At 61.7% G+C, this 20,870-nt stretch carries 21 protein-coding genes and 1 pseudogene; 11 read left to right on the top strand and 11 right to left on the bottom strand.

All coding sequences use genetic code 11. From position 1 onward, the window contains the following. The first annotated feature begins 29 nt into the window (after positions 1–29). The 6 genes from HMPREF3147_RS11355 to HMPREF3147_RS11330 all read left to right on the top strand — a co-directional run bounded on the left by HMPREF3147_RS11355 (position 30) and on the right by HMPREF3147_RS11330 (position 4,059). Positions 30–701, top strand: a complete 672-nt coding sequence (locus HMPREF3147_RS11355) for a 3'-5' exonuclease (protein WP_070447763.1) — start codon at positions 30–32, stop codon at positions 699–701. Between the two features lie 46 nt (positions 702–747). After that, positions 748–1,260, top strand: coding sequence for an ArsR/SmtB family transcription factor (locus HMPREF3147_RS11350; protein WP_070447741.1), 513 nt, complete (start codon positions 748–750; stop codon positions 1,258–1,260). Beyond that, entirely contained in the window at positions 1,260–2,258 is a 999-nt protein-coding gene (locus tag HMPREF3147_RS11345; protein ID WP_070447739.1) for a serine hydrolase domain-containing protein, read from the top strand. The genes HMPREF3147_RS11350 and HMPREF3147_RS11345 overlap by 1 nt, the downstream gene beginning before the upstream one ends. 9 nt (positions 2,259–2,267) lie before the next feature. Continuing rightward, positions 2,268–2,552 (top strand): hypothetical protein, encoded by a 285-nt coding sequence (locus HMPREF3147_RS11340; protein WP_070447736.1) that lies wholly within the window; start codon positions 2,268–2,270, stop codon positions 2,550–2,552. A 4-nt stretch (positions 2,553–2,556) separates the two neighbouring features. Then, the gene (locus tag HMPREF3147_RS11335) at positions 2,557–2,820 is read left to right on the top strand and encodes a FitA-like ribbon-helix-helix domain-containing protein (RefSeq protein ID WP_070447732.1); all 264 of its coding nucleotides are present in this window, start codon (positions 2,557–2,559) and stop codon (positions 2,818–2,820) included. Positions 2,821–2,928: 108 nt separating this feature from the next. Continuing rightward, positions 2,929–4,059 carry an ATP-binding protein gene (locus HMPREF3147_RS11330; RefSeq protein WP_070447729.1) on the top strand — a complete coding sequence of 377 codons (1,131 nt, stop codon included), beginning with the start codon at positions 2,929–2,931 and terminating at the stop codon, positions 4,057–4,059. Positions 4,060–4,067: 8 nt separating this feature from the next. Here HMPREF3147_RS11330 and HMPREF3147_RS11325 read toward each other — a convergent pair whose 3' ends face one another. Continuing rightward, on the bottom strand, positions 4,068–4,976 hold the full coding sequence (locus tag HMPREF3147_RS11325; protein ID WP_070447726.1) for a uroporphyrinogen decarboxylase/cobalamine-independent methonine synthase family protein: 909 nt from the start codon (positions 4,974–4,976) through the stop codon (positions 4,068–4,070). 110 nt (positions 4,977–5,086) lie between these two features. Here HMPREF3147_RS11325 and HMPREF3147_RS11320 point away from each other — a divergent pair, with 110 nt between their 5' ends. Further along, complete coding sequence (locus tag HMPREF3147_RS11320; protein WP_046649328.1) at positions 5,087–5,455, top strand: PH domain-containing protein; 369 nt, start codon at positions 5,087–5,089, stop codon at positions 5,453–5,455. A gap of 2 nt (positions 5,456–5,457) precedes the next feature. Here the strand turns inward: HMPREF3147_RS11320 and mnmA are convergent, their stop codons facing one another. Next, positions 5,458–6,543, bottom strand: coding sequence for a tRNA 2-thiouridine(34) synthase MnmA (gene mnmA / locus HMPREF3147_RS11315; RefSeq protein ID WP_070447724.1), 1,086 nt, complete (start codon positions 6,541–6,543; stop codon positions 5,458–5,460). Positions 6,544–6,647: 104 nt separating this feature from the next. Here mnmA and HMPREF3147_RS11310 point away from each other — a divergent pair, with 104 nt between their 5' ends. After that, positions 6,648–7,490, top strand: a complete 843-nt coding sequence (locus HMPREF3147_RS11310) for a spermidine synthase (protein ID WP_070447721.1) — start codon at positions 6,648–6,650, stop codon at positions 7,488–7,490. Here HMPREF3147_RS11310 and HMPREF3147_RS11305 read toward each other — a convergent pair. Further along, on the bottom strand, positions 7,487–8,641 hold the full coding sequence (locus HMPREF3147_RS11305) for a glycoside hydrolase family 25 protein (RefSeq protein ID WP_070447718.1): 1,155 nt from the start codon (positions 8,639–8,641) through the stop codon (positions 7,487–7,489). The two genes, HMPREF3147_RS11310 and HMPREF3147_RS11305, sit on opposite strands and share 4 nt — an antisense overlap. Before the next feature lie 198 nt (positions 8,642–8,839). On the opposite strand from HMPREF3147_RS11305, the gene HMPREF3147_RS11300 reads away from it, so the two are divergent. Then, positions 8,840–9,244: a hypothetical protein gene (locus HMPREF3147_RS11300; RefSeq protein WP_070447716.1), complete on the top strand. Its 405-nt coding sequence runs from the start codon at positions 8,840–8,842 to the stop codon at positions 9,242–9,244. Positions 9,245–9,255: 11 nt separating this feature from the next. Here the strand turns inward: HMPREF3147_RS11300 and HMPREF3147_RS11295 are convergent, their stop codons facing one another. The 6 genes from HMPREF3147_RS11295 to HMPREF3147_RS11270 all read right to left on the bottom strand — a co-directional run bounded on the left by HMPREF3147_RS11295 (position 9,256) and on the right by HMPREF3147_RS11270 (position 15,163). After that, positions 9,256–10,392 (bottom strand): cysteine desulfurase family protein, encoded by a 1,137-nt coding sequence (locus HMPREF3147_RS11295; protein ID WP_070447713.1) that lies wholly within the window; start codon positions 10,390–10,392, stop codon positions 9,256–9,258. Continuing rightward, entirely contained in the window at positions 10,392–11,351 is a 960-nt protein-coding gene (locus tag HMPREF3147_RS11290; protein WP_070447710.1) for an electron transfer flavoprotein subunit alpha/FixB family protein, read from the bottom strand. The genes HMPREF3147_RS11295 and HMPREF3147_RS11290 overlap by 1 nt, the downstream gene beginning before the upstream one ends. A 12-nt stretch (positions 11,352–11,363) precedes the next feature. Next, positions 11,364–12,164, bottom strand: coding sequence for an electron transfer flavoprotein subunit beta/FixA family protein (locus HMPREF3147_RS11285; RefSeq protein ID WP_070447708.1), 801 nt, complete (start codon positions 12,162–12,164; stop codon positions 11,364–11,366). 34 nt (positions 12,165–12,198) lie between these two features. Further along, positions 12,199–13,350, bottom strand: a complete 1,152-nt coding sequence (locus HMPREF3147_RS11280; protein ID WP_070447705.1) for a THUMP-like domain-containing protein — start codon at positions 13,348–13,350, stop codon at positions 12,199–12,201. Positions 13,351–13,391: 41 nt separating this feature from the next. Further along, positions 13,392–14,219, bottom strand: coding sequence for an NUDIX hydrolase (locus HMPREF3147_RS11275; protein ID WP_070447702.1), 828 nt, complete (start codon positions 14,217–14,219; stop codon positions 13,392–13,394). Positions 14,220–14,314: 95 nt separating this feature from the next. After that, positions 14,315–15,163, bottom strand: coding sequence for an ABC transporter ATP-binding protein (locus tag HMPREF3147_RS11270; RefSeq protein WP_070447698.1), 849 nt, complete (start codon positions 15,161–15,163; stop codon positions 14,315–14,317). Between the two features lie 57 nt (positions 15,164–15,220). Here HMPREF3147_RS11270 and HMPREF3147_RS11265 point away from each other — a divergent pair, with 57 nt between their 5' ends. After that, positions 15,221–17,227 (top strand): maltotransferase domain-containing protein, encoded by a 2,007-nt coding sequence (locus HMPREF3147_RS11265; protein WP_070447760.1) that lies wholly within the window; start codon positions 15,221–15,223, stop codon positions 17,225–17,227. A gap of 106 nt (positions 17,228–17,333) precedes the next feature. Further along, positions 17,334–19,454: a 1,4-alpha-glucan branching protein GlgB gene (gene glgB / locus HMPREF3147_RS11260; RefSeq protein ID WP_070447695.1), complete on the top strand. Its 2,121-nt coding sequence runs from the start codon at positions 17,334–17,336 to the stop codon at positions 19,452–19,454. Positions 19,455–19,545: 91 nt separating this feature from the next. Here glgB and HMPREF3147_RS11255 read toward each other — a convergent pair whose 3' ends face one another. Together HMPREF3147_RS11255 and HMPREF3147_RS11250 are read right to left on the bottom strand one after the other, a co-directional pair. Continuing rightward, complete coding sequence (locus tag HMPREF3147_RS11255; protein ID WP_070447692.1) at positions 19,546–19,944, bottom strand: arsenate reductase/protein-tyrosine-phosphatase family protein; 399 nt, start codon at positions 19,942–19,944, stop codon at positions 19,546–19,548. 179 nt (positions 19,945–20,123) lie between these two features. Beyond that, positions 20,124–20,837: pseudogene (locus HMPREF3147_RS11250) on the bottom strand (ABC transporter substrate-binding protein); the annotation flags it as partial. Positions 20,838–20,870: the final 33 nt, after the last annotated feature.

The following is a 20,870-nucleotide window of genomic DNA, read 5'->3' as shown; positions in this document are numbered from 1 at the left end:
TGTCCGAGCCGGGCGCTAGAGTGTTGTCCATGAACTTCGACGCCACCCGCATGCTCTCCTTCGACCTTGAGACCACCTCCGTAAAGCCCAAAGAAGCCCGTATCGTCACCTCCGCCCTGGTGCGTATCGACGGGCGCGAAGTGGACAAGCGGGAAATGCTCGCTGACCCCGGCGTGGAAATCCCCGAGGAAGCCGCCAAGATCCACGGAATCACTACCGAGAAGGCCCGCGCGGAGGGTCGCCCGCACGAGGAGGTGCTCAAGGAAACGGTCGATTCCATCTATCAGGCCTGGGAGGAGGGGCTCACGCTCATTGTCTACAACGCCGCCTACGACCTATCCGTGCTACGCGCGCTGACCGGGGACTTCACGGTCAACGGTCCGGTGTTCGATCCTTTCGTCATCGATCGTGTTAAGGACAAGTGGCGCAAGGGAAAGCGCACCTTGGAAGAGGTCTCCGCCCACTACGGCGTGGAGTTGAGCAACGCGCATGAGGCGACTGCCGACGCTTTGGCGGCCGCCCGCGTGGCCTGGAAGCAGGTGCGCCAGCACTTCCCCGAGCTAGCACAGATGGATACCAACGAGCTCATGGAATACCAGGCCGTCGAGTGGTACAAGGACCGCGAATCCTTCAAGAAGTATCTGGAAGGCCGCGGGCGCGATGCCTCCGATGTCTCCACCGCATGGCCGATGATTTCTTAAGCCTGCCCCCTTGCCAGTTTTCTAGAGTTCTGGAATTCTAGAAAACATGAAAACGACAGTCGAAGCACGCCTCGCCGAACTTGAAACGCGCGTCGCCGCGCTTGAGGGGCGCACCACACCCACTGACGCCGACCCCGCATCCGCCACTGGAGAAAGCTCGGCCTACTGGCTGGTCGACGCCCTCGCACCCAACGAGCAGCTTCCCGACGGCTCCGTCATCTTTGGCGGCAACATAAACGTCGGCAAGCGCACCTATGCCTATCAATGGCAGCGCCCCACCAACTTCATCACTGACGAGGATTGGACAGAAAACCTCGAGCGCCTATCCGCGCTCGCACATCCGGTCCGCGGTGAAATCCTGCGCCGCCTCCTCGCCGCGCCCGCGACAGCCGCTGAGCTCGTCGAAGAGGACATCGTCTCCTCCACAGGCACCGCCTATCACCACTTGAGCGCACTGACCCATGCCAGTTGGACCACAAAGTCCGGTGGCGAATATGCCATCCGCCCCGCCCGAGTTATCCCCCTGCTGACCATCATCACTGCAAGCGAGGACCACTAATGCGTAGAATTTCCCTAGCCGTCATCGCTGCCATTGCCGTTGCAGCCATCCTGCTCATCACGGGGCCGCAAAGAATTGCTCTGGCAAAAGACAAAACTGGCGACGAAGCCTTAGCTGCCCAGTTGGAAGAGCACTCAGAGTCCGGCTTCCACAACATCACCGCTTTTACCCTCCAGGACGGCAAGGTCACCTTTGCAGGGCTGGGCAGCGACGAGCACACGGAGGTCGAAATCGGCTCCGTGACCAAGATGTTCACCGGCGAACTGGCCCACCAGCTCGTCGAAGAGGGAAAGCTGAGAACTGACACCACTGTGGGCGAGGTCCTCAATGTCGGCGATGCGCCCGTCGCTGACGTCACCGTAAGGGAGCTGCTCGACCACACCTCTGGACTACCCGCCGTCGCCAAAGCGAACGTCCTCAGCTTTTTCGCTTCAACGATCACCGGTTCGAATCCCTATGAAGGTGAGACCGTAGAGGACATCGTGGACGCTGCCACGAAGGCCGAGCTAAAGGACCGCGGCGAAGAATCCTATTCCAACCTTGGCTACGGGCTCTTGGGTCATATTGTAGAGACCGCCGCCGGGCAGCCCTATGAGCAGATGCTCAAAGAACGCATCTTTGAGCCAGCCGGCATGACCGAAACCTATCTCATGACGCCGGGCTCTGTGCCTGACGACGCCCCACGGGGACTTACCAATACCGGCCGCCACGCCGAGCCCTGGGAGATGGAAGGTTCCGCACCCGCGGGAGCGATCCGCTCCACGGCGAGTGACATGGCCAAGTTCGCCGAGTGGTTTATGGACAACGGCGATACCGACTACGGCTGGCAGCCTCCCAGCAAGGACAATGCTGGGTACTGGCACAACGGCGGCACCTACGGTTACTCCACCATGCTCATCATCGAACCAGAGACCAAGCGCGCCGCCTTCGCCAACAACGATTCCCTCGCCGGCACCGAAGACCTCGCCCAAGCTCTATTCGACGAGCTCGCATCTTAAGGAGTAAGCATGTTCCTCACCGTAGCGCTCGCCGTCATCACCGCTTCGGAGCTCTGGGCCGCATGGAAGGCTCTGCGAAAACCCCTTTCCACGGCAAATCACCTCGTCACCGCGGCGATTACGATTCTCGCCATACTCTTCATCGGCTACGCCATGTCGTGGCACACCTCAGTGTATTTTGGCTGGTGGTACGCTCTTGTGGCAGCCTGCTCGCTGCACATCGGCGCGGTAGCTTGGCAGGCCTTGCAGCCTTCTAGCGGCACAGACGCTGGTCAAGAAGCTCCCGTACGATAGCACTATGAGCTCCTCTCCTACCTGCACCGTTGAAATCCAAGACGTAGACAGTACAACCATCGCAACTCTTCAGCACCGCGCCGCTACCGCTGGTGTTTCCTTCGAAGACTACGTGCGCAACATCCTCACTATCGCCGCGTCATCCCCATCCACTGCCAACAGAAAGTCCATCGAAGCAAAGGCGGCCGAACTCTCCCGTCGTGCACCTATCGATATGAAGGGAGACTTCGACGTCGTCGCCGCAATCCGCGCCGGACGAGACGCATAGAGGACTAGGGAGATTATTGGTCTCCCTAGTCGACGTCCTCATAAAAGTCTCCCAAATCTCCACATTCTTAAAAGTCTCCCAAATCTCCCAATGCTCTAAGATGAGGCTATGTCCCCGCACGAGAATCCCTTCCGACCCACCTTCGGCGTTCCACCACTGTTCTGGGTCGGCCGCACAGCAGTCCTCGATACCTTCCGAGCTGCGCTTGACTCCCAGCCGGGTAGCCCGGGCCGCTCGCTCATCATTAGCGGCGCCCGCGGTATCGGCAAGACGGTCCTGCTCAACGAGATAGAAGATATCGCCTCGAGCCGCGGGTGGATTACCCTGCGAGCCTCGGGACGCAGCTCCATGGTTGACGAGCTCGTTGACACCACCATCCCGCGCATCATGGACAAGCTGGCCCCGGCGGACAAGCACAAGGTCAACCGCGTCGGCATTGGTGGTGTGGCAACCATTGGCATCCAGCACAACACTGAGGAAGCCTACAAACCCACGTTGAACACTCGCCTGCGCGAGCTTTTAGGCATGCTCAAAGGCACTGGCGTGCTGCTGACCATCGACGAGGTACAGGACGCCGACGCGGAGGATCTCACCTCCCTCGCCGTGACATATCAAGACCTAGTGCGCGATGAGCTCGACGTCGCCATTGTCGCCGCAGGACTTCCACAGGGAGTCAACCGCCTGCTAGACCTGCCTGGTGTAACCTTCCTGCGCCGCGCGCAGAAGTTCGTTCTGGGCCCGCTCTCCCCCGCAAACGCCGAGGTGGCCTTCACCGAAACCGCCTCACAGTCCGGGCTCGAGTTCACCGATGATGCGGTTGCGGCAGCGGTGAGGCTGTCGCGCGGCTACCCCTACATGGTGCAGCTGGTGGGCTCACTGGCTTGGGGGAAGGCGCAGCGTGATGGTGGAAGCAGTATCGAGGTGAGTGACGTCGCAGCAGTGTCGGCCGAGGCTATCTCAGTGCTGGGCGCCCAGGTCCACCAGCCCGCTACCCTGAAGCTTCCGCCGGCGCAGCGTCTCTTCCTCGAAGCGATGAGCGCGGTCATGGAGGACGGTACGGCAGAAATCAAGAACATCGCCGCGCACCAGGACCGGACGGTGCGCTCACTGTCGGCCACGCGCCAGCGGCTTATCGACGCCGACCTCATCGAACCCACCGCCCATGGCCAACTCCAGTTCGTCATCCCGTATATGGAGTCTTATTTCACCGCGACGGATAGCCTGGGGCGGGTTGATTAGAGGGTGAGCTAAAGGTCACCAGCATCGCGGGTGAGGATGCCGGCGGTCTCGGTTACCGAGCGCAGTGAACGAGCGGAGGCCTTGACTGGGTAGACGTCGAAATGATCGATGAGCAGCTCGCGTGGCATGCCGATGCGGTCAAGGTGACGGGCCAGCGTGATGGCCTCCGCGCGGGCATCGGAGCCTTCGATGCCCAGACCGATGCAGTGACCCGCACTCAAGTGCTCACCCAGGCCGTCGAGGTGACGCGGGGTGTCTAGGCCGCGGAAAGTCGTGAGCAAAGTTTTGGCAGCAGGTGCTATCGACCACAGCGGCGGGGCGTGCAGGTAATCTGCGTCGAAGGACTGCAGGAGATCGAGCGCGACCTCATCCGGGACCGCCGGGATGGTATCGAAATCTGTGGTGCCGGGGACGCGGCCGGCGATGATATCGGCAAGCAGGGGCTCGTCGAGCTGGACGACGACCTCCCCGTGGAAGCGACTAGCGACGTCCTGAGCGTGGGCGTGAAGGCCGTGGCGGAGGGCGTCGGCAAGCTCGTTAAAGGCGCTGCGGTCTGTGAGGACGCGGTGGCCATCGGAAAGCTCGATACTCGCCGCAAGCGACCAGGGGCCAAGTGCTTGCACCTTGACGTGCGGCACGCTCTCGCCCCAGACCTCTTGGACCTCGTCGAGGTCACGCTCCAAGCGGTCCCACGTGCGGCGGGTCAGCAGCTGCGGGCGCGCCGTCATGCGCCACGAGCGCGGGCCGCGGTCGATGGAGATAGCCTCCAGCATGCTGGCCGTGCGGCCCACCGCATCCGACCCCAGCCCACGCTCGGGCAGCTGCGGGATGGCAGGAAGTTCGGTCTCCCCCATGATGATGTCCGCGGCCTCCGCCATGGACGTGCCGGGCATGGGGCCAAGAGCGAATCCCGTCATCTCATCTCCTTCCGAATTCTTTTTCTTTTAATACCGAATCAAAGACAGTGCTGCGGCATCTATAATGCAATTCACAAACCACTAAGTCGCAGATAGTAAAGGATACTCCCGTGGCACTTGAACAGTTTTCTGGCTGGACCTTCTATTCTCCTTGCGAGATTCCGAGTGACATTCCGTCAATTCTCGCTGCCAACGAAAAGCCCATCTGCGCCTTCAAAACTGTCCGAGACGCAGCGGTCTTCACTAGCCACCGATTAATTATCCGAGATTCTCAAGGTCTCACTGGAAAGAAAGTCGAAATCTATTCGCTCCCTTATTCCTCCATTAACATGTGGTCGACGGAGAATGCCGGAAAGCTCCTAGACGTAAATGCTGAACTGGAGCTCTGGACACGGGCTGGCCACTTCAAAATCAACATCGGACCCAAAGTCGATATTCGGGCACTCGACCGACTCATCGCTGACTGCGTGCTTCGCTAAAGCTACTCAGTCCCGCAAATCGTGCCAGAGCCGAGCACAATATCACCCAGCTCATCCGGGCTCGGCAAGTAGAGCACCGCGGCCTGGCCGCGGGCTACACCGGAGAGTGGCTCGTTAAGCTCGAGCGTCATGCGGTCAGCCTCGCGGTCCACGTGGGCGCGGCAGGCAACGACGGAGCCGTGGGCACGTACCTGTACCTCGCAGTCGAAATCACCGTCCATCGCCGGGTGCAGATACTTTAGGCGATCGGCCTCAATGCGGGTCACGGCCAAGTCGGCGCGCGATCCCACGGTGACGGTACCGGTGGCCGCGTCGATATCGGTGACGTAGCGCGGGGAGCCGTCGGCAGTCGGCGTCTTGATGTCTAGGCCCTTGCGCTGGCCGATGGTGTAGTTCCACGCGCCATCGTGTTCCTTGAGCTCATTGCCCTCGGTATCCACGATCATTCCCGGACGCAGCCCGATGGAACGGCCCAGGAAGGCCTGGGTATTGCCGTCCGGGATGAAACAAATGTCATAAGAATCAGGCTTGGACGCCGTGGAGAATCCATGGCGCTTGGCCTCCTCGCGGATCTGCGGCTTCGGGGTATCGCCAATCGGGAAGAAACAGTGGTCCAGCTCCTCCTTGGTGATGACACCCAGCACATAGGACTGGTCCTTGTTCTCATCCAGGGAGCGGCGCATGTAGCCATCAGAGTCGATGGTGGCGTAGTGACCTGTGGCGACTGCATCGAAGCCCAGCGCCATGCCCTTGCGCAGCAAGGCTGCGAACTTGATCTTCTCATTACAGCGCAAGCACGGATTCGGGGTCTCACCGCGGGCATAGGAGTCCACGAAATCCCCGATGACGGCTTCCTTGAACTCCTCGGAGAAGTCCCATACATAGAAGGGAATGCCGAGTTTATCGCAGATGCGGCGGGCGTCGGCGGAATCCTCTAGGGAGCAGCATCCGCGTGCCTTCTCACGGGTCTGTTGCGCATCCTTGTGCAGGGCCAAGTGCACGCCAATGACGTCATGGCCTGCTTCCACTGCGCGTGCTGCAGCCACCGAGGAATCGACGCCGCCGGACATGGCTACCAATACTCGCATGCTCTCCCCTTCTCGTTGCTTTGTTGTCCACCAAGGCTAGTCGCGGTGTACCTCATACCCCAACACGCGAACCACGCAGCCTATTCCCTAAGCTAAGAGGCACTATGGGCAGAAAGCGCAACACCACCAACTCCATCGCGGGAACCTATGAGATATCCACTGGCGAGCTCGTCATCGAGCCGGATCCTTTCCGCGACGGCGCATTCATCCTCAACGTCAACGGCGTGCCCTCCTCACACCTCATCCCCGATGAGCCGCGCAGCCTAGAGTTCGAGTACATGCGCTGGATCGCCGCCGCGGTAGAGAATCTCGCACCCGGCAAACGCCTACTCCACCTGGGCGGCGGTGGTTGCTCGCTACCACGCTACTTGGCTGACCTGTGGCCGGATTCCCACAACACTGTGGTCGAACTCGACGCCAAGCTAGCGGAGCTCATCCGTGAGCTGGCCGATATTCCTTCCGCGCCCCGCGTCAAAATCCGCGCCGGCGAGGCGCGAGAGGTCACAGAAGGGTTCCCGCCGAACCGCTTCGACGTCATCATCCGAGACGTCTTCGCGGGTGATACAACCCCGAAGCCCCTCACCACCCAAGAATTTTTCCAGCACGCCCATGCAACACTATGCCCCGGTGGCCTCTACGTGGCCAACTGCGGTGACCATTCCGATCTCCAGGGCGCAAAGGCGGAGTTAGCCGGGATGGCAGAAGTCTTCGCACACGTCGCGGTTATCGCCGACCCTCCCATGCTTAAAGGCCGGCGCTACGGCAACATCATTCTCATTGGCTCAGATACCGAACTACCCGCGGACGGCTCCCCCGAAGCCGCTGCACTGGCCAAGCCGTTACTCTCCGGTGCCGTGCCTGCACACTTCCGCGACGAGTCCTGGACCCGCCGCTTTTTTAAGGGCGCGGCCCCGCGGCGCGATACCGTGGCAACCAACAACGATTAGCGCAGGCTATTGAGCAGGTCCGCTACCTGCTTGGAATTAAACGCTGGGATGGCTACACCTGCGGCGTGACCAGCGCTGCGTGCGGCGCGGTCTGCATTCTCTACATCCTGCTGGCTTACGTTATCCGCGTCGACGTCCTGCAGGTGCTGTGCGTTATCCAGGAAGATGGCCAGGTCACCGATGCTGGCGTCGTTATTGGACATGTCCTTGAGGTCATCGGTGCTAATAGCGCCAGTGTTGAGCAGCTTTTCTGCCTGCTTCACAAGCCCGGTCGGATCCACGTCCAAGCCCGCATCCTTCGCGGCATCCGCTACGGCAGGAACGGCTACTGCACCCGCTGCTAGGGCCAGGATACCCGCAATCAGCACACCGGCGTCATCACCAAGGTCCACACCCGGAATGACCAAGTCATCCAAGATGCCACCGAAGTCAATGTAGTTGCCACCGGAGAAGGAGTGCAGCTGGGCTTCAGTACCGTTAAAGAGGTTCATGTCCACATCGGTCTCGATGCCGGCCACGCGGCCGCTTCCCGAACGCTGCCAGAAGGCCAGCTTGTCCCAGCCTCCAACCGGTTCGGGCGCGGTATCCTGGTAGGCCGCCAACCACAGCGGGTACTCGGAGAAGCGCGTGGTGTTACCCATCTGACCCATCCAGAAGTACTTGTAGGTGTACAACATCGGGGTGCGGCCTGTCAGGGACTTTACCTCCGTCATGAAGGTATCAATCCACCCCTCCAACTGCTTAGCGCTCAGGCCCTCATCAACCTCAATGTCAAGCACCGGCGGCAGGGTCTGCGTCGGCACCAGCGCGATTTGGGAGGCAAAGCTGGCTGCCTGCTGCTTGGCGTCACCCGCCGGGCGTGCGTAGTGGTAGGCGCCAACCTTGAGCCCAGCAGCTGCTGCGGCATTGGCATCGCGCACGAAGTGGTTGTTGACAAACCCAACGCCCTCGGTGGCCTTGACAAAGGCATAGGACTGGCCGTCGGACTTCACGGCATCCCAGTCGATCCCACGCAGGGACATGTGGTTATTGCCGGAGACATCCACACCAGAAGGTGCGTAGGACGGGATGGCAACGGCGGTGGATACGGACAGTGCCACGGCCGCTACTGCGGTAACGGCGGCGGTAACAAGGCGACGTGCATGGCTCATGCGCGCCACACTACCGTTTCAACAACACCAGTCACAGATGCAACACGCGAAACTTTAAACTCTTAGGTCACATACTTAACGCAGCGCCGGACGACCGCTCCCAGCAACAACAACCACTGCTACACTGCGCGAAAACAGAGTTACCGCTCACTCAGGCAATGACAGCGCCACAGACTGATACCGAAGAAGGACAGCTCCATGGATCAGAACGCCGAGCCCACCGCACCCAAGGCCTTCGAAGAATCCCAGGAATCGGGTCTGCCTCCGCGCCGTGGCTTGGCAAGAGTCTTCAACGAGAAACTCGCCCTGTGGGGCTCCGTCATCATTCTGTGCGGCTGGGTGCTTGGGTTCCTCTCACTATTCGTCGCCGATGCCGTCGAGGAACCCGCCTCGGCCCTATTCGGTTTCTCCGGAATCTTCACCTTCATTGGGCTGTGCTTCGCTACCCCGGTTCTCGCACCGCTCTTTGCCTTTCTGGCCTGCCAGTCTCTCTCATCCGATGAGCCACCGTCGCGCCGGAAGACCGCCGTCCTCGCACTCGTGCTGGCAATACTGAGCATCGTGCCCATCGTTGTGTACTTCGGGCCGAAGTTCATGTTCTAGGTGCCGCAGCTCTAGACCGAGCGGGCGCGGCGAATGATCTCCGGAAGCCCGGCCAGCACGGCGTCGATGTCCTCTTCAGTGGTCATTCGTCCCAGGCTGAAGCGCAGGGAGCCGCGGCCGTGTTCTTCGTCGATGCCCATGGCTTCGAGCACGTGGGACATGCGGTTAACGCCCGCGTGGCAGGCGGAGCCGGCGGAGGCTTCGATACCGGCGGCGTCAAGCAGCATAATAAGGCTGTCGCCGTCCGTGCCAGGGAAGGACACGTGCAGGTGGGAAGCCAAGGTTGGCTCGGCAGAGTTGATGATGACGTTGTCGATGCTGGATTCGATGCCGGCCTTGAGCTTGTCGCGAAGTGCAGTCAGGCGGATTTCCTCCTGCTCCATTTCCGCGACAGACTCACGCAGAGCTGCGGCAAGCGCGCTCGCACTAGCCACGTCGACGGTGCCGGGGCGGATGCCGCGCTCTTGACCGCCGCCGAAGGCGATGGGTTGAGGGGCGGGGGTACGGCGTGCAAGCAGCAGGCCGATGCCGCGCGGGCCGCCGAACTTGTGGGCGCTGGCCGCCAATGTGGTGGCACCCAGCTCGTGGAAGTTGATGGGTAGCTTGCCGGCAACCTGCACGGCGTCGATATGCACAGGGGTGTTCTGCGCGGCGGCGCGCTGGGTAATGTCCGCGACCGGCTGAATGGCGCCGGTCTCGTTGTTGGCCCACATGCAGGTGGCCACCGCGGCCGGGGTATCCAGGGCGCTTAAATCGCTGACGTGGCCCGTGGAATCAACCGGGAGAAGCTCTACGGTCGCGCCGTGCTCAGTCTGGAGCTTCTCCACGGTTTCGAGCACGGCAGGGTGCTCGATGGGGGTCGAAACGATGCGCTGCGCGGCTTCGGGGGAAGCAGACTGCGCAGCGCGGTAGAGGCCCTGAATGGCGATGTTGTCCGCCTCCGTGCCGGAGGAGGTGAAGATGACCTCGATGGGTTCGCAGCCGAGCAGCTCGGCAACGGTCTCGCGGGCGTCATCCAGCACGGAGCGTGCCTTGCGCCCGGAGGCATAGGACGCGCCCGGGTTGAGGGAACTGGCTGCCTGCGTCCATGCGTCGATAGCGCACTGGCGCATGGGCTGGGTGGCTGCGTAATCGAGGTAGAGCGGCATTAGTTGCCAGCCTCCTTGCGCTTGGTCAGCTCCGCGGCAAGTGCCGGGGCGATCTCATGGAGGTCACCCACCACGCCGAGATCGGCGATCTGGAAGAAGGGCTCGTCCTGGTCTTGATTGACCACGACGATGGTCTCCGAGGTCTGCATGCCGGAGGTGTGCTGAATAGCACCGGAAATACCCAGGCCGATGTAGAGCTTCGGGGACACGGTCGCACCGGTCTGACCGATCTGGTGGGCCGGGTCGTAGAAGCCCTCATCCACGGCGTCGCGGGTAGCGCCGACGGCGGCCCCGAGGGAATCGGCAAGCGGCTCCACCACGTCGGCGAACTTATCGCCCACGCCGCGGCCACCGGCCACGACGACCTTGGCGGAGGTCAGCTCCGGACGGGCGGTCTTCTCAGCCGGGGTGAAGGAGGTGACGGTGACGTCCTTCGCTGTAGCGGCAGGCAGCTCGAAGGGCGCGGGTGCTGCGGTGACCGGCTGCGGCTCGGCAACCACGGAGCCTGGGCGCAGGGTATAGACCACAGAACCGGTGGCTGTGGAGGAAGTCTCGTAGGAACCACCGAAGATGGTGTGGTGGGCGGTACCGTCGGCATTAATGCCGTCGACGTTGACCAAGGCACCCGAGCCCAGGCGGGCGGCGAGGCGACCGGCGATCTCATTGTTGGTCGGGGTGGAGGCCAGCACGATGGGCGCCGGGTTATTGGCGGCCAAGGCGTGGAGGGCGTCGACCTCCGGGGTGACGATGCGCTGCTCATAGTCCGCGGCGGTGGCCTGGACCACCTGGGCGGCACCGAAGTTGCCCAGCTCGGCATCGAAAGAGGCGGCGGTGGCGGCATCCTTGGCCACGACGACGGCGGAGACGGTGCCGAGCGCGCGGGCGGCGGTGATGAGCTCGCCGGTAACGGGGCTGAGCTGGTCTGCTTCGTGCTCAACTAGGACATAAACGTGAGACATATCTTTTCTCCTTTAACCCTCGATGAGATTCTTGGCGGCCAGGAAGTCCGCGACCTTGGCGGCAGCCACGGCCGGATCCGGGTCGGTGATGACCTCACCGGCGGTGCGGGCCGGGCGCTGCACGGAGGCGGTGACCGTGGTGGTGGAAGGCACACCGTCAATGCCGAGGTCCGCCACGGCGAGGGTGGTGACCTCAGCCTTCTTGGCGGCCATCAGGCCCTTGAAGTTGGGGAAACGCGGCTTATCGGCCTTGTCGGTAAAGGACAGGATCGCCGGTAGGTTGGCGCTAAGCTCCCAGTGGCCGTGGGCATCCTCGCGAGTGCCGGTAGCGGTGGCACCGGCCAGGGAGGCGGCCTTGAGCTCCGTGAGTGCGGGCAGCTGGCGATACTCAGCCAGCAGGCCAGCGATAAGCCCGGTGGAGGCATCCGAAGAGTTGTTGCCCAGGGTGATGACCTGGACCTCACCGAACTTTTCTCCCACCTTGTTGATGGCGGCGTTGAGAACCCAGGCGGTAGCCAGGGCGTCGGCGCCGGCGAGGGCGTCGTCCGTCACGTGCACGGCGTGGTCTGCGCCCATGGCCAGTGCCTTGCGCAGAGCCTCATCGGCAGCGGCCGGGCCCATCGTAAGCGCCACGACCTCATAGCCGGCGTCGGCGTTATCGTCGCGCAAGCGCAGTGCCTGCTCGACGGAGTACTCGTTGACCTCATCGATGACGTTATCCACCGAGGTACGGTCCAACGTGTGGTCCGCCTCGAGGGTCTTGGTTGACCACGTATCCGGTACGTGCTTGACCAGAGCCACAATGACTGGCATGTGGGCACTTCCCCTTCCGTAAATTTTGAAACTATTAGGGTGCGTAATTACCTTCGGTCGATACTACTCGCGGTCCGCACAACACCGCGACTCCCTTCGTTCCAATGCGCGTGACCACGAGTGTCTTGGCAGTGGAGCCTTTGAGCTTGAGCTTCTTACGCAGCTGGTCCGGGTTCACGTCTTGCCCGCGTACCAGGATTTCCAGCGAGCCGACGTCGTGGGCCGCCATGGCCGCTTTTAGCTTCTTCATGGGGACCATCTCGATGAATTCAAATCCGGACATGCCTTGCGGAAGGCGGTCGCCGGTGAGGTAGGCAATGCGCGGGTCCAGCTGATGCAAGCCTTCCCGCGCGGCGTAGTGGCGCACCAGCCCGGCGCGCACGATGGCGCCGTCGGGGTCGATGAGGAAGCGCCCCATGGGCCCAGCCTCAGGCAGCTCGTTTTCGTCGAGGTCATCCTCGATGACGTCAGTGTGTATTCCTTCGGGCGTGGTGTTGAGGACCACTGCCCTCTTCCCCATTCCCAGGCCCGGGGTATACAGGCAGGCTTCCTTCACCCCGCCATCGAGGCTCACCACGCAAGCCAGGCCTTCCCATTCGGAATGATCAATGCCGGGGGCGCACTTGATGGCCATCTCGCCGTGGGTGGCCAGCAGATCTGCTGGCGGTGGTAGGAGTTGGTCTAGGCGCGTGATGCGATTGCCACCCTGTCGCCGCGCAGGGTCGGCGATGCAGACCTGGGCGGTCGTCGTGGTGGTTAGAGCATCGGCGCGAAAAACTGGGTGCTCAATGTTGTGGTGCGCCATGGCCACGCGTGAGGCGTCTAGGTCACTGCCCACATAAGCGCCGGGGCGATAGGCCTGGCCTTCGGTGCCGATGGAGCAGGTGAGGTCGTGGACGAAGTCCACGTTGCGTTCCTGAAGGAACTGCGCGCGATAAGCCGCCACTGCGGGTGGGGTGGCCTGTTGGGCGGAGTCGTGATCCATAAGCCACTGCCCCGGTAGCTTGCCGGAACTGCGGGCTTGGATCAGCTCGGCTACGGCGCGGCCATAATTACCGAATTGGGCCTGCAGCTTGGCGACGTCCCGCAGGTGCGCCTTCTTGGTCCCTTCCAGGTCTGCTGCGGCGGCATCGATCGTAGCGGCGTTCTCGCGTAGGAAGGCAACTTCGTCCAGGGTGTAGCTCATGCAGGTTTCTTCTGTATCGGTTGATGCCGGGCGAGGCCGACTTAAATGCGGTCGACAGGGAAAGTGGTGAAGTATTCACGGTAGCGCTCATCATCGCGCGGGTCGCCGATAATCGGACGCAGGTCGGAGAAGGAGGCATCATCTAAGACCTCTTTGACCGTGGCGTAGGAGGTCAAACGCTTGAGCTGCGCCCACGTCGGGATAGCTAGGCGCACCAACCCGGCGCGCCAGCCATCGAGGACCAGTTGTGGGTCGAACCAGCCGGCGTCGTCGGCTTCGCCTGTATCTCCATCGGGTTCTTGGCCTTCGGGTAGTACACCGATGAAGAAGAAGGTGTCGAACCAGTGGTTGTTGTCTTCCCCGGCCCAGCGGGACCAAGGCAAGAGCATGTCGGCGTCGACACGCATGCCGTTGTGCTCAAGGAACTCGGTGAAGGAAATCTCGTGGGTTTCTAACAGCTCGCGCTCACGGTGGTAGCGAGAGGCGTCGGAAACCAAGCCGTCCTCGCGGATGGCCAGCAGCGTGCCGGCCTCCTCGAAAAGCTCCCGGGCGGCCGCGAAGACAAGGGCGTGTGCCTTGTACTTGGTTACGCCCATGCGCCGTGCCATGGAGACCACCGAGCTGCCCGCCCATAGTTCGCCGGAGTCCCAAGAACGCGGTGGGAAGTCACGCGGGTCTACACCGCCGCCGGGAAAGACAACGTGGCCGGGGTAATTACGCATGGTGTGCACGCGTTCTTGGATCCACACGCGCAAGCCCTCCGCGGTATCGCGTAACAAGAGGACAGTAGCGGCCAGGCGTGCCCCGTTAAAGCCCGTGGTTTCGCCAGGGTCGATGGCATCAAGGCTGTCGTGGATGGACTGGCTCATGCAACTTTCCGTGTCTGCAAGCTAGGAGCAGAATTCGAGAGGTATACGTCGAGAAGGCGTACTGAGGTTATGTACTAGGGGTTATGTGCTAGGGGTTAGCGGACTCGTCGGGCGAAGTACCTCTCCCCAATGCGGTCCACCTGGATGGGTTGGTGGAAAGCCTTGGAGAGGTTTTCCGACGTCAGGACAGAGTTAATGAGTCCTTTGGCCACGACCTTACCCTCATCTAGGAGCATCGCATGGGTAAATCCATAAGGGATTTCCTCGACGTGGTGGGTAATCATGACAATTGCCGGGGCATCCGCATCGAGTGCTAGGTCCCCCAAGTAGCCCACGAGGTCCTCACGGCCACCCAAGTCCATACCGGCGGAAGGCTCATCCAGGATGAGCAGCTCCGGGTTGGCCATCAGCGCGCGGGCGAGGATGACGCGCTTCTTCTCGCCTTCAGAAAGCGTGCCCCAGGTCCGCTCTGCCAGGTGCGCTGCACCCACTTGTTCCAAGATGTCATCGGCACGGGAGAAGTCCATGTCTTGGTAGTCCTCACGCCAGCGGCCGAGGACCGCATAACCGGCAGACACAACGAGATCATCCACGCGTTCTCTATCCGGGATGCGGTGTTGGACGGCGGCGGAGGAAATACCGATGGCGGCGCGCAGATCGCGCATATCCGTCTTGCCCAGGCGCTCACCCATGAGGAAAGCCACACCAGCGGACGGGAACTCTTCGGCGGCAGCCATTCGGACCAAGGAGGTCTTGCCCGCGCCGTTGGGGCCGATGATGACCCAGCGTTCATCGAGCTCCACCTGCCAGTCGATGGGCCCCACCAGTGTGCGCCCACCGCGTCGCAGCTCGACGCCGCGGAAGTCAATCAACCAATCTTCGTCGGTTTCCATCAGTTCAGGGTCTTGCTGGCTCAATTGCTCTGGAGTGTTCACAGCCACCATTGTGGCTGAAATCCTTCTTCCCCGGTGAAACTGACACAGCTGCATTATTCTATGGGCATGACTCAACGCCTTGGTATCGACGATGTCCGCCCCTCCCTCTCCGGTAATGCCGCCTCGAAGGCTGTGGTCGGAGAGGTTATCCCTGTCACTGCGCTGGTGTGGCGCGAGGGCCACGATGCCGTCGCCGCAACGCTCTCGGTATGGAACACCGAATCCCCATCTACCTCCGCCGTTACTATGACGGTGGACCCGGAGAATCCAGACCGAGTCCACGGCGTATTTAGCCCAGCCACCACTGGGCGTTGGTTCTTCCGCATCGATGCCTGGTCGGATCCGATGTCCACCTGGCGCAACGCGGTGGTCAAGAAGATGGAGGCAGGACAATCCGCACAAGAGCTCAGCAATGACCTTCTACACGGCGCCGAGCTCTTCGAGGAGGCGGCGATTCAGTGCCCGAGTGACAAGGCGGAGCTGCTCTTTCAGGCGGCGAAGGAGCTGAAGGATGAGTCGGTGGACGTCGATAAGCGCGTGCGCACCGCACTGTCCGAGGAGGTCATGGAGATCCTCCACCGCCACCCACTGCGTCACCTGCTGGTGGAAGGTGACATCCACGAGGTCCTGGTAGAGCGTCCTGAAGCTCTCTACAACTCGTGGTACGAGCTCTTCCCGCGCTCGACCGGCGGCTGGGATGACGAGGGAAACCCCGTGCACGGCACGTTTAAGACCACGGCGCAGGCACTGGAGCGCGTGGCCGCCATGGGTTTCGATACCGTCTATTTCCCGCCCATCCACCCCATTGGCAAGGTGCACCGCAAGGGCCGCAACAACTCCGTGGTGGCGGAGCCTGGTGACGTGGGCTCTCCCTGGGCCATTCAGGACCACTCCACCACGCACCCGGAATTGGGCACCATGGAGGACTTCAAGCAGCTGGTCAAGAAGGCCGCTGGCTTGGGCCTGGAGGTAGCACTGGACCTAGCCCTACAGGCCTCCCCGGATCACCCGTGGGCCAAGACCAACCCAGAGTTTTTCACGGTGTTGGCCGATGGCACCATTGCCTACGCCGAGAACCCGCCGAAGAAGTACCAGGACATCTACCCGCTCAATTTCGATAACGACCCGGATGCCATCTATGCGGAGATCTACCGCATCGTCATGATCTGGGTGGAGGCTGGTGTCACCACCTTCCGCGTGGACAACCCGCACACCAAGCCCGCCAATTTCTGGAATTGGCTGATTTCCAAGGTGCACGTGACCCACCCGGAGGTCATCTTCCTCTCCGAGGCCTTCACCCGCGCCCCGCGCCTGTTCGGTTTGGCCAAGGCTGGATTTACGCAGTCTTATACCTACTTCACGTGGCAGACCTCCAAGCACGAGCTCACCGAGTTCGCGCAGATGCACGTGGAGCAGGCCGATATCTGCCGCCCCAACCTCTTTGTCAATACCCCGGATATCCTCCACGAATCTCTGCAGACCGGCGGGCGCGCCATGTTCGCCATCCGCGCCACTTTGGCTGCCACGCTCTCCCCGCTGTGGGGCGTGTACTCCGGCTTCGAACTCTACGAGCATCAAGCAGTCAAGCCGGGCAGCGAGGAATACCTCGATTCGGAGAAATACGAGCTGCGCCCGCGCGACTTCCGGGCCGCCGTTAAGTCTGGTGACTCCCTGGAGTCCTATATCCGCCTGCTCAACGTCATCCGCCGCGAGAACCCGGCCCTCCAGCAGCTGCGCACGCTGCGCTTCCACAACACTGATAACGAGGCCATCATTGCCTACTCCAAGGCTGATCCCACCACCGGCAACGTGGTGCTCGTGGTGGTCAACCTGGATCCGCGCAATGCACAGGAGGCCACAGTCTTCCTGGATCTTGCCGCCGTGGGCCGCCACCCGGACGATCACTTCACGGTGCAGGACACCATCAGTGGAGCTGCCTACGAGTGGTCCGACCGTAACTTCGTGCGTCTGGAGCCGCTGCGTGACGTCGCCCACATCTTCGTCCTCCCGCCGGCCCACCATGACCTGCAGGAACGCATAGCGTGGCGCCGTGTGAACGACTACCGCCCCTAGGCTTTTAAAACCCTCACCACCCCGCGCTGATTCCGTCCCCCTTTCCGGGTAGCGCGGGGTTTCTTTTCTGCCCCGCGGGCGGGCGTTGTTCGGTAATTTGGTCAGTATGAACATCCCGGCCTCAGACCTCGAACGCCTTAACCACTGCCGCCACCACGCGCCCCATGATTTCTATGGGTGGCACGACGGTACCGTCCGCACTCGCCGCCCCGGTGCCGAAGCCGTCGAGCTCGTCACCGCAACCGACACGATTGCTATGCGCGCGGTTGGGGATGATATCTGGGAGGCCCCGCTCGCCGAAGAAGCAGACTACCGCCTGCGCATCACCTACCCGGGCCAGCCCGCTACCGAAGTAGCGGACGGCTATCACTTCCTGCCCACCCTGGGCACCCTGGATCAACACCTCATCGGTGAGGGCCGCCACGAGCGCCTGTGGGAAGTGCTCGGTGCCAACCTCAAGAGCTACACCACCGACTTGGGCACGGTCGAGGGCACGGCGTTTGCCGTGTGGGCGCCTAACGCGGAGGGTGTGGCCGTGGTCGGTGACTTCTGCGGCTGGAACCCAACCCAATACCCCATGCGATGCCTCGGTTCCACGGGCATTTGGGAGGTCTTCATCCCCGGAGTGGGCGAAGGCGAGCGCTATAAGTTTGCCGTCCACGGCAAGAACTCCCCGCGCATTGACAAGGCCGATCCCCTGGCCAAGCGCACCATTGCCCCGCCGGAAACCGCCTCCGTGGTGGCTCGCTCCAGCTTCGAATGGAGCGATGAGGAGTGGATGAACAACCGCAACGGCGACCTCGACGTCCCTATGAGTGTCTATGAGCTCCACGTCGGCTCGTGGAAGGTAGGCGCCAACTACAACAGCCTGCGTGAGGAGCTCATCCCCTATTTGGTGGAGCACGGCTTTACTCACGTGGAATTTCTGCCCGTGGCCGAGCACCCCTTCGGCGGTTCCTGGGGCTACCAGGTCTCCGGCTACTACGCACCTACCGCGCGCTGGGGCACCCCGGACGAGCTGCGCGCGCTCATCAACGATTTGCACGAGGCCGGCATCGGCGTCTTCGTCGACTGGGTACCAGCTCACTTCCCCAAGGATGAGTGGGCGCTGGGCCGGTTTGATGGCCAGGCACTCTACGAGCACCCGGATCCGCGCCGCGGCGAGCAGGCTGACTGGGGAACTTATGTCTTCGACTTCGGCCGCAACGAGGTGCGCAACTTCCTAGTAGCCAATGCCCTCTACTGGGCGGAGGAGTTCCACATCGACGGCCTGCGCGTCGACGCCGTAGCCTCCATGCTCTACTTGGACTACTCCCGCGATGAATGGCTGCCCAATATCTACGGCGGGCGCGAAAATCTTGAGGCCGTCCAATTCCTTCAGGAGACCAACGCCACGCTGAACCGCACCCACCCGGGCGTGCTGACCATCGCCGAAGAATCCACCTCCTGGCCAGGCGTGACCGCTCCGACGCATGAAGGCGGTTTGGGCTTTAGCCTGAAGTGGAACATGGGCTGGATGAACGACACCCTGGAGTACTTCAAGCACGAGCCGATTCACCGCCGGTACCACCACGGTGAGCTCACCTTCTCCATGGTCTACGCCTACTCGGAGCGCTATGTGCTGCCGTTTAGCCACGACGAAGTTGTGCACGGCAAGGGCTCCCTGTGGGAGCGCATGCCGGGCGATGACTGGAATAAGGCCGCGGGCCTGCGCGCTCTGTATGGCTACATGTTCTCCCACCCGGGCAAGCAGCTGATGTTCATGGGCCAGGAGTTTGGCCAGACCACCGAATGGGCCGAAGGCCACTCCGTGGATTGGTCCAACTTGGAGGGCTGGGGCAACGAGTGGCACCACGGCATCAAGCGCCTAGTGCGCGACCTCAACGCGGTGTACATGCAGCACCCGGCACTCTGGACACAGGACTTTACCCAGGACGGCTTCCAGTGGGTCAAGGCTGATGACTCGAACAACAACATGCTCGGCTACGTGCGCTACGGAAAGGATGGCTCCGCAGTGTTGGCGGTGTGCAACCTCTCCGGCAGCTCGGTGCCAAACTATGACCTCTGGGTGCCGCGCGACGGCGAATGGGAGCTAGTCATCAACACCGACGACGCCGTCTACCAGGGTGCTGGCAACGACCTTGCCCACCGCGTGCGCTCCGAAGGCAACCACGTACAGCTGCACCTGCCGGCCAACTCGGTGCAGTGGTATACCTTCCGCGGCTAGTTTCTCAAAGCACAACTGCCCGATCTGCCAAAGATCACCGCTGAGATCGAATTCCAGCCCCTAGTTTTGGCAACTCGGGCAGTTTTAGTTTTCAGTCCTGCGCGTGACCATCAAGGAAAGCTCGTACGCGAGCATCAATGTCATCGCGCAGCGCATCCATTCGCTCCGCGCCTTCTAGGCCGCGCACGGACGGGTCCTCAATCTCCCAACGCTCAGCCACTCCGTCATAGTCGGCATCACCGACGACGATGACGTGGTCCACTGAAGACGCAAGGTCGCGGTCAATCAACGTCGGCGTACCTGCCATGTCGGCGCCGACCTTTGCAAGGGAGGCCTGCGCCTCAGTATTAACGCCCTGCTCACGATGCTGTTCAGTGGTCTTTACTCCTGCGGAGTGAATCTCCCAGTCGGGCGCATGCTTCCTGGCTAAGGCAGCCGCCATCTGGGACTTACCGCGGTTGGTATTGCAAAGAAAAAGTACGGAGGTCATACCTCCGTACTGTAATCCAGTTGCGGAGCATCAGCGGTGTGCCCACAGCGAGATTGCAACTGCCCGATCTGCCAAAAATAGGGGCTGGGCCTTCGATCTCAGCGGGGATCTTTGGCAACTCGGGCAGTTTTGTTAGAGCAGGTGCGCAATCTCCCGCAGTAACTCAACGATGGAAACGACTAGTTCTTCTTCACCGCGTAGTACACCGGCAGGGACTTCCAGTTGAAGGTCACGTCCTGGACGTTCTCGGACCAGCCGCCGACCACGTTCGGGTAGAACAGCGGGATGGAAGGAAGGTCACGCAGCAGAAGCTCTTGCGCCTGGTTGTAGAGCTTCGCGGCTTCCTCCTCATTCGCGGCGCCGTTGGCCTTGACGATGAGCTCATCGAATTCCGGGTTGGAGTACTTCGAGTCGTTGGAAGCTACACCCGTGGTGAAGTTTGGCCCGAGGAAGTTGCCCATGGAGGGATAGTCGGCGAACCACGCCGTGCGGTAGGCACCGTCCATACGCTCGCTGCGGTAGGCATCGCGGAAGGACTTGAAGTCCGGGTAGGGGTTCCCCACGGCTTGAATTCCCAGCGTGTTGCTGATGTTGTTGGCTACGGCATCGGCCCAATCTTTGTTGTCGCCGTCGGTGTTGTAGTTAATGGGGAACGAGCCTTCAAAAGCACCGTACTTCTTATCGGCCTCCGCCCAGAGCTTCTTCGCCTCCTCCGGGTTATAGTCCAGGTTCTCCGAACCGGGCAGGCTGTCGTTGTAGCCATTCAGGACCGGGGAGGTGAACTCGCGGGCCGGTGTGCGGGTGCCGTGGAAGATGGTCTCCGCGATTTCCTCGCGGTTGATAGCCATCGAGATTGCCTTGCGGCGCAGCGCGCCTTCTTCCCCACTAAAGTGGCCCTTCCGGTTTTAGAGTGCGTTGATTTTGTC

This window comes from Corynebacterium sp. HMSC05D03 (genome assembly GCF_001807205.1).
Taxonomy (GTDB): domain Bacteria; phylum Actinomycetota; class Actinomycetes; order Mycobacteriales; family Mycobacteriaceae; genus Corynebacterium; species Corynebacterium aurimucosum.
Note: the sequence above shows the minus strand (reverse complement) of the source record. Positions and strands in the feature narration are given on the sequence as shown.

Excerpts from the sequence above, each read along its gene's own strand:
- HMPREF3147_RS11355 (WP_070447763.1), top strand. The coding sequence starts at position 30 with ATGAACTTCGACGCCACCCGCATGCTCTCCTTCGACCTTGAGACCACC.
- HMPREF3147_RS11350 (WP_070447741.1), top strand. The coding sequence starts at position 748 with ATGAAAACGACAGTCGAAGCACGCCTCGCCGAACTTGAAACGCGCGTC.
- HMPREF3147_RS11345 (WP_070447739.1), top strand. The coding sequence starts at position 1,260 with ATGCGTAGAATTTCCCTAGCCGTCATCGCTGCCATTGCCGTTGCAGCC.
- HMPREF3147_RS11340 (WP_070447736.1), top strand. The coding sequence starts at position 2,268 with ATGTTCCTCACCGTAGCGCTCGCCGTCATCACCGCTTCGGAGCTCTGG.
- HMPREF3147_RS11335 (WP_070447732.1), top strand. The coding sequence starts at position 2,557 with ATGAGCTCCTCTCCTACCTGCACCGTTGAAATCCAAGACGTAGACAGT.
- HMPREF3147_RS11330 (WP_070447729.1), top strand. The coding sequence starts at position 2,929 with ATGTCCCCGCACGAGAATCCCTTCCGACCCACCTTCGGCGTTCCACCA.
- HMPREF3147_RS11325 (WP_070447726.1), bottom strand. The coding sequence starts at position 4,976 with ATGACGGGATTCGCTCTTGGCCCCATGCCCGGCACGTCCATGGCGGAG.
- mnmA (WP_070447724.1), bottom strand. The coding sequence starts at position 6,543 with ATGCGAGTATTGGTAGCCATGTCCGGCGGCGTCGATTCCTCGGTGGCT.
- HMPREF3147_RS11310 (WP_070447721.1), top strand. The coding sequence starts at position 6,648 with ATGGGCAGAAAGCGCAACACCACCAACTCCATCGCGGGAACCTATGAG.
- HMPREF3147_RS11305 (WP_070447718.1), bottom strand. The coding sequence starts at position 8,641 with ATGAGCCATGCACGTCGCCTTGTTACCGCCGCCGTTACCGCAGTAGCG.
- HMPREF3147_RS11300 (WP_070447716.1), top strand. The coding sequence starts at position 8,840 with ATGGATCAGAACGCCGAGCCCACCGCACCCAAGGCCTTCGAAGAATCC.
- HMPREF3147_RS11295 (WP_070447713.1), bottom strand. The coding sequence starts at position 10,392 with ATGCCGCTCTACCTCGATTACGCAGCCACCCAGCCCATGCGCCAGTGC.
- HMPREF3147_RS11290 (WP_070447710.1), bottom strand. The coding sequence starts at position 11,351 with ATGTCTCACGTTTATGTCCTAGTTGAGCACGAAGCAGACCAGCTCAGC.
- HMPREF3147_RS11285 (WP_070447708.1), bottom strand. The coding sequence starts at position 12,164 with ATGCCAGTCATTGTGGCTCTGGTCAAGCACGTACCGGATACGTGGTCA.
- HMPREF3147_RS11280 (WP_070447705.1), bottom strand. The coding sequence starts at position 13,350 with ATGAGCTACACCCTGGACGAAGTTGCCTTCCTACGCGAGAACGCCGCT.
- HMPREF3147_RS11275 (WP_070447702.1), bottom strand. The coding sequence starts at position 14,219 with ATGAGCCAGTCCATCCACGACAGCCTTGATGCCATCGACCCTGGCGAA.
- HMPREF3147_RS11270 (WP_070447698.1), bottom strand. The coding sequence starts at position 15,163 with ATGGTGGCTGTGAACACTCCAGAGCAATTGAGCCAGCAAGACCCTGAA.
- HMPREF3147_RS11265 (WP_070447760.1), top strand. The coding sequence starts at position 15,221 with ATGACTCAACGCCTTGGTATCGACGATGTCCGCCCCTCCCTCTCCGGT.
- glgB (WP_070447695.1), top strand. The coding sequence starts at position 17,334 with ATGAACATCCCGGCCTCAGACCTCGAACGCCTTAACCACTGCCGCCAC.
- HMPREF3147_RS11255 (WP_070447692.1), bottom strand. The coding sequence starts at position 19,944 with ATGACCTCCGTACTTTTTCTTTGCAATACCAACCGCGGTAAGTCCCAG.